This is a genomic window from Asticcacaulis biprosthecium C19, assembly GCF_000204015.1.
In the GTDB taxonomy this organism is placed as follows: Bacteria; Pseudomonadota; Alphaproteobacteria; order Caulobacterales; family Caulobacteraceae; genus Asticcacaulis; species Asticcacaulis biprosthecius.
In genome coordinates, this window is record NZ_GL883077.1 from 1,182,237 (window position 1) to 1,188,825 (window position 6,589).

Here is a 6,589-nt window from a genome sequence, read left to right on the forward strand (position 1 = left end):
GCCTTAGCCCTCGTGAGGGGAGAGGACGAGAGCCGAGCGAAGCGTGGGCGATCGGCGCGGGGCGGCGAGCCTAAGGGGCCTTCCGAGGACGTTCGCGCAACCGCCATCAGGAAACGCCCCTGCTCACAGGCGCAATCCCCAGCAGCAGCAATCAAGTCTGCAACGCCTCCTAAGTCGGCAGCGATGCAAGAAGGCTTAACCACGGATAAGCGCACGGATGCCGGCCTGCGGCCGGACACGGATAAAGGCACGGATATCGGAGCAACACGTGCGCGATAACGGCCGTCCGTCAATTACCGGTTTTCTCGCCCGCGCCTAGCCTAAAGTCCCGCTGAATCGGTATCAGGGGACTGCATGTACGACAACGCCCTCAACCAGATCGAAAAAGACCTCCGCGCCGAAGAAGGGGTCGCCAACGAACTGGACTACGTCGAACAGACCTCCGGGACTTAGCTGAAGTGGCAACAGCCCGTCTCTCTGGCTGTGGCGGCATTAAGGATTAAAGTGCAATGGCCTGGGCAATCTGTTGTTTAACGTTCATGCCATCTCTCTCTTTCTCAGCAAGAACGTAAACCCCGTTTCCACCGCTGGACTGTTGCCAAAGCTGACCGATCGCGCGCTTTTCCGTCGAGTCCGCTACAAGATGCTCGCCCTTGTATTCAATGATCAGCAATCGGCCATCCTTCAGTTTGGCGACGAAATCCGGGTAGGTCCGCCCCCCGGCCAGAGGTAGCCAGAACGCATCGGGATGCTTGGACACATTGCGAACCCAAAATTCAATCTCGGCAACGCTGTCGAGTTGTTGCGCGGCCTTGAACTCGTCGCCTTCCGCGCCGTCGTCACCCTTGCCGTCAAAGCGAGGCACGCGATCCCAACCGAGATAATGCTTGGCAAAGCGGTACTTCGTCCCGCGATAAGTTGGCACGCCCGCAAACATGCCGTCATAGAATCTGAACCCGCTTTCGAACGAGATTTCGGGCTTGGCTTCAGGGGCGAACAGACATCGCTGGTAGATGCCTTTTCGCACTTCGGTCCGGATCGCAGCGAGTTTATCGCGAAGCTTGCGCGCCAGGATAAAGCGGCAGCGCATCAACGTGGCCAGCGGGAGGCCGCGCGTACCCGTCAGGAACAAAACTACGTCGCTAAGCCATGCGATCATATCGCCATGGCTGATGGCGCTGTCCGCCTGCCTTACCTGCCTGGCGAGAATGTTCACCAATCCGGCGGGTGTCCAGCCGTCTACGGGTATATCAAGCATGAGTTGATCGGCTTGGTCGCTGTACTTGACCGTCAAGTGATCGCCGTCCAGGTCAATTTCAAATGCCTCTGACGTGTCCCGCACGTCGAACTCAGCCTTAGACAACTGCGCCGGATACTCGGAAAGTGACCATTCGAAATATTCGCTCAGGACCTCGGTATCAGCGAAAACCAATTCGCCTTGTACCGCGGTCATAAGGCGCGGAACAATGAAATCGTCACCGCGCTCGGCCGGGGAGGCGTTATGGGAATGTTCGCGTTCATGAACCGCGATAGCCTCGCGAACGATGCTTGCCGCCGCTTCCGGCAAGGCGGCATAGATTACTTCCTTCTCTGACTGTCTCAGGAACCCCGTGACAGTGAGGGTTGGCGCGGCGCCTGGCGTGGTCTCGATCTTGACCTTGTCGGGAGCCGCTGCTTTTACGGCGGCGAGCGCTTCCGCCGGCGCCTCAATGGCGATGCGCGCCGTCGGATTAGGCCGTCGCCTTTCGCCCCAAAGACCGTCATCGAGCGAGCCCTGTTCGGCCTCGATATTTGCCTCAGCCTCGCTCTCTTCGAATCCCATCTCGACAAGGCGGTCGCGCAGCGTATTCGCAGCCTGTGCGAACGACTTGGACACGAGGTGGGCGTACGCCTTGTTCAGCGCGGCCGCCTTGCGCCTGGTCGCATAAGGCATGCGCAATACCCGTCCCAAGAGCTGCTCAGCATCCGTCGCACTGTTGATATTGGCAACCGAGCAGAAGACGTAGGCGAAGGAGCAGTCCCACCCTTCCTTCAGCGCTTCCACCGTGATGACATATTCAATCGGGCAGTCCGGTTTGAACAGGACGATTCCGTCCAATTCACGTTGGTCGCCTGTTGCGACGGCGATTGCCTTCGGGTCGATGTGATGCGTGTCGATCAGGTGTTGCCGCAGAACATCGACCGTGACTTCACGGTTTTTGTCCTCCGCCTGGAACAGGACGATCGGGCGGATATAATTGGCACGATCGCTCGCGGCTTCCTCGCTGAGTTCCGCTCGTTTCAGAATAGCACCGGTGACGGCGCCTTCCCATGTGTCATGCTCCTCCAGCCGCACTGGCAGCTTGATCATCTGCGCATCTTTCAGTTCCTGCGCGTTGACCGAATGGAGAATGTTGCTTTTCTTGTGAGGAGTCGCTGTGAACTCCACGATGGCGCAGGGGTTCACGCGCGCCTGTACCTCACGTGATAGCCCCGTGACCGCCTTGTGTGCTTCGTCCACGATCATCAGCGGACGATGGAGGTGGCACAGGTTGGCGAAGCTGTATCGAATGTCGTCCGCGTGCCCTCCGATTCTCGCTGCGATTTCAGAGCCCAGTGGTTCCAACCCGGCTAAACGCTTGGGCACCTCGTTGAATAGCGGTTCCAGATTTTCATTGTGCGCATAGACCTTGCGTCCGTCCGTGCTTTCCACGCGCAGCGTCTGCAGGGTGCCGACGACAACGCAGCAATTGGCCGCTAGATCGTGGGCTCTGATCCTCGTAAAATCTCCAATATCAAATACTCGCACCCGTCCGCCGAACTGTTCGTCCAACGCCAGCCGGTAGGGATGCTTTGGGTTGTTCAACGCATCAACCGTTTGGGTCCGGATCATATTCGTCGGAACCAGCCACAGGACCAAAGGAAAGTCCCTCTCTATCCAGGAGTTCTTGGCGACTCCAATGGCGTGCGCCCCCAGCAACGTCTTGCCGCCCCCGGTGGGCAGGCGCAGGCACACATAGGGCATCTCTTCCTGCCCCAACAGCGCCTCGTATGTCCCGCCATAACCGCGCAGGCGTTTCGCCTGTTCCGGTTCTCGCGTGATCGTTTCGTAAGCCGCCTTGGGACCGCGTAGCCGCGTTTCCTCGAAAAAACGGCGCAGCACGTTCAACGTATCGGTCTGATATAGTTTTAGCTGCATCAACGCGCCCTCACATCATAGGGAGTCTGCTTGAAGGCGAGGTTTTCCATCTTCAACGTCTCCGGTGACAGCCGGCACGCCTCACCGTAAACCGTGATAGGGCCACTGAAGGTTGCAGCGGATGCGCGGATAATGCCGAGCGTCTTGCGCGTCAGCACATTGCCGCCCGACACACTCTTGTCACCCAGAATACCATTGTATAGCAGAGCCAGCCCCTTTCCCTCGTGACTGCCAAGGAACGGCCCCTCGTGAACGCCGGTCATCGGTTTTCCTGTTTCCGCAAACCATACATGCGCGGCAAGAGGGGCAAAGGTAATACCGGAATGGATGGCACCGGTCTCGTCAAACACGGCCTCGCCGAGGCGGTAGAACTCGAAACCACCGCCACCCTGCCACCCTACAGATTCACTGATGCCACCCTGTTCGCCCTCTATGACTTTGCGCAGACGCGGAACGCAATGCGTAGCAGCGTGATCGCCCATTTCGATGCCGATCCACCGGCGGCCCATTTTGTGTGCAACGGCGGCAGTCGTACCGGACCCAAGAAAGGAATCGAGAACGATGTCACCGGCCTTTGTGGCGATGTGTAGGACTCGCTGGACTAAAGCTTCTGGCTTGGGAGTTGCAAAGGAAGCTTCATCAGGGAACAAGGCACGCATTTCGTTTTTAGAGGTTCGGTTGCTTCCAACATCCTCTTTTCGCCAAAGTGTACGTGGCACCATGTCAGATACCTCATTCAGATATCTCTTTATGCTGGGCCTCGCCGATCTGTTGGGTCCCCACCAAATTCGCCCTTCAGCGTCCAATTCCCGAAGTTTTTCTTCAGATATTCGCCAGTAGCGTCCTTCCGGAGGGCTAAATGTGCGACCCGTTGGTCCCTCGACACTATAGAGACCCTTTGAGTAGGGCTTATTTGCATACGGATCTCCGGGGAGCCAGAGGCCATTGGGGTCATTGTCTGGGTGCATTTGCGGCTTCGGTTCTAGGCAGCCGTAAGGGAACCCAGTCTTCACGTTTTGAATAGCCAAAAATGAAATCATGATCTGAGGATAGTTGCCGCGCCGAGTTCCTTGGTGAGTCTGATTTCTCCCAAATCACAGTGTCGATGAAATTCCGCCGGCCAAACACCTCATCCATAATGACTTTGAGGTAGTGCCCCTCGTTGTCATCGATAGATACCCAAATGCTACCGTCTTCGGCCAGCAATTCGCGAAGCAGCACGAGGCGAGGCCATATCATCGCCAACCATTGGCTGTGTTCGAGATTGTCATCGTAATGCTCGAAGGCTGAACGCGTATTGTAAGGCGGATCGATATAGATGCATTTCACCTGTCCGCGATAATAGGGCAGGAGGCTCTTTAGCGCTTCCAGATTGTCGCCCTGGATCAGCATGTTACCGCCGCCAACCGCCGAATCTTCGTGACGGAAAGACAGGCCATCATCTTTTTCAAGCAGCCGATACGCCACGGCGTCTGCGATTTTTACATCCTTGTCGCGCGTCAGCCACGAAAGTGTCGGCATCTAATAGTTTTCCGATTCAACCCCAGGAACATCCGTCTTTAGCAGCACGATGCCTGTCAGGCGACTGCGAAATCAACCGTGCGACAAGGATCAGAGTTGATGGCCATCCGCGCTGTGCGTCAGACCTCGGGCCGTCCGATGGACGCCGCTACCGTGTCGCGTGCCTCCAAGGGCGGCGGCAAGCGAATCGAACAGTGCGTCGTCCAGGCGCTCAACACCCTGGTCCGCTATGCAGAAGTCACGGCCCTTCCGAACGGCACCTACGCAGGCTGGCGAGTAGCGTAAGTGTGCTGGCTGTGACGCGATGGCCCGACCAGCCTAAATGAACTGGCGCTAGAATAACTTGTTCAACAGCCCTGGTTCACTGGCTTTCAGGCGTTCCAGCATACTGTTCACGTAAAACATATCCGGTGCTGCAACCGAAGCCAGAACGATAACCGAATAATTCGGCTGATACTTGTTGAGGGCAAATGTGACTAGGCCGACGCCATGAATGCTGCACAAAGACTTTAGCCGGCTCATATCGTCACTGTTGGTCGAATTCGGAACGACGATGTAACTCTTATGCGAAAAAAGCCTGTAGGCGACCGCCTGTCCAAAAGCGATGACAGGTTGGTTGGGGACGACCTTGATCTCAGCCGTTACTATCTGTGGCTCAAACTTAAATATGTCCTGAGCACGGGGTTTAAGAACGCCGATGACGTCGGGCGTACCCCACTTTCCACCAAGACTGGCACCGCCAAGCGCGGATGCCACTGTGGCTTCGTCATTCTCTTCCAGCCATTCGGCGAAACTGCGATAGAAGTCCTGCTCTGCAAGTATGTCTGGCTCAGGTGCCTCGTAGGCTACAGGTGAACTCGAACCGGCAGGTTCCTGCAGCCCGGTAATGGCGTCCTCCGCCTCCACGAACTTTGCCAAACGATACGTGCCACGAGCGACCTTCACAATTTCGGAGGTACGCGTTGTAAGTAGATTGTGAATGCCCCCATGAATGCTGTTGTGCGGCGTGCTCCCAGCGGTTGCTTCAACGGCTGCCAGCAGATCGGTCCAACGCATGCCTTGTGGATTGGCCTCTAGTACTTCCATTGCTCGTTGGTGGATTTGCCCCCTGTTTAGCTTTTCCATAATGTCGATCTTCAGCTTCCGCGTGATTCAAGGGCACTGTGTAGTGTGCTTCAAATTCTGCGTAAACGGAAAGGAAAAGATCATGCAAACGGGTCTGTATCATCTAACCATAAAAGGCGTGATGAACCCGGCGAAGTTGTACGAGAGCCCCTTCACCGACATCGCGCCGCTGGGCCTGCAAAAGGTGTTTGCCCTGGACAAGGTCAAACGCCTGGTCGAGGTCATTCGCGGCCTGAACGAAAGTGCGGTGGGATGAGGATGTCCGAAGACGCCGCACTGTCACTTCCGGGTATGGCTGATATCCCGTACGACTGCGTTGTAATCCATGAACTGGATGGCGAATTCCACCCCGCCAGCCTGTGCAAGGCTATGTGCGCGCCGGAGGCGGCGCGCGAGGCGGTTCGCCTGTTGTCGGAACTCAGGGAAGCGGAACAGTCGCGTTGCCATTTTCCCGGTTATCGCATTGAACTCCTTCAAGCTGAGACCGTTGTCTTTGGGACTTCCATCTGTTGGCAATGCGATAATATGCGCCTCGATGGCCCGCTGGCGCCGTCGCGGGGTTGGGCGGTATTTGATAGCGGCAGCGACCCAGCTCAGGCGCTTCTGGCGCTATGCCAGCAGACCATAGAGGGTTTGGGGGACAGACCCTCATCTACCGGTTAGTCGAAAGGCGCGCAGCCTCACAGGGTTGCGGGACAGGAGCCTTCAACCTTACCTTATTTAGAGGCGCCCGTGTCGATTTCGGCTGACCAGCGAGCTGTGGGC

7 protein-coding genes are annotated in these 6,589 nt (G+C 57.0%); 3 read left to right on the forward strand and 4 right to left on the reverse strand.

Annotation, left to right across the window (positions count from 1 at the left end; all coding sequences use genetic code 11):
* Positions 1-499 precede the first annotated feature (499 nt).
* Genes ABI_RS05805 through ABI_RS26425 form a run of 3 tightly spaced genes read right to left on the reverse strand, consistent with a single transcriptional unit; the run spans position 500 to position 4,699 of the window.
* Positions 500-3,178, reverse strand: coding sequence for a DEAD/DEAH box helicase (locus ABI_RS05805; RefSeq protein ID WP_006271932.1), 2,679 nt, complete (start codon positions 3,176-3,178; stop codon positions 500-502).
* The gene (locus tag ABI_RS25850) at positions 3,178-4,218 is read right to left on the reverse strand and encodes a site-specific DNA-methyltransferase (protein WP_309545673.1); all 1,041 of its coding nucleotides are present in this window, start codon (positions 4,216-4,218) and stop codon (positions 3,178-3,180) included. The genes ABI_RS05805 and ABI_RS25850 overlap by 1 nt, the downstream gene beginning before the upstream one ends.
* A complete protein-coding gene (locus tag ABI_RS26425; protein WP_006271934.1) occupies positions 4,130-4,699 on the reverse strand; it encodes a site-specific DNA-methyltransferase in 570 nt (189 codons plus the stop codon). Before ABI_RS26425 ends, ABI_RS25850 begins: the two co-directional genes overlap by 89 nt.
* Positions 4,700-4,798: 99 nt before the next feature.
* Between ABI_RS26425 and ABI_RS05815 the strand changes: the two genes are divergently transcribed.
* The gene (locus tag ABI_RS05815) at positions 4,799-4,984 is read left to right on the forward strand and encodes a hypothetical protein (RefSeq protein WP_006271935.1); all 186 of its coding nucleotides are present in this window, start codon (positions 4,799-4,801) and stop codon (positions 4,982-4,984) included.
* 48 nt (positions 4,985-5,032) lie between these two features.
* Here the strand turns inward: ABI_RS05815 and ABI_RS05820 are convergent, their stop codons facing one another.
* Positions 5,033-5,824 (reverse strand): hypothetical protein, encoded by a 792-nt coding sequence (locus ABI_RS05820; protein WP_040308623.1) that lies wholly within the window; start codon positions 5,822-5,824, stop codon positions 5,033-5,035.
* An 82-nt stretch (positions 5,825-5,906) separates the two neighbouring features.
* Here ABI_RS05820 and ABI_RS24905 point away from each other — a divergent pair, with 82 nt between their 5' ends.
* Both ABI_RS24905 and ABI_RS05825 read left to right on the forward strand, forming a co-directional pair.
* A complete protein-coding gene (locus ABI_RS24905; RefSeq protein ID WP_006271937.1) occupies positions 5,907-6,080 on the forward strand; it encodes a hypothetical protein in 174 nt (57 codons plus the stop codon).
* A gap of 2 nt (positions 6,081-6,082) precedes the next feature.
* A complete protein-coding gene (locus ABI_RS05825) occupies positions 6,083-6,487 on the forward strand; it encodes a hypothetical protein (protein WP_006271938.1) in 405 nt (134 codons plus the stop codon).
* The last annotated feature ends 102 nt before the right edge of the window (positions 6,488-6,589 follow it).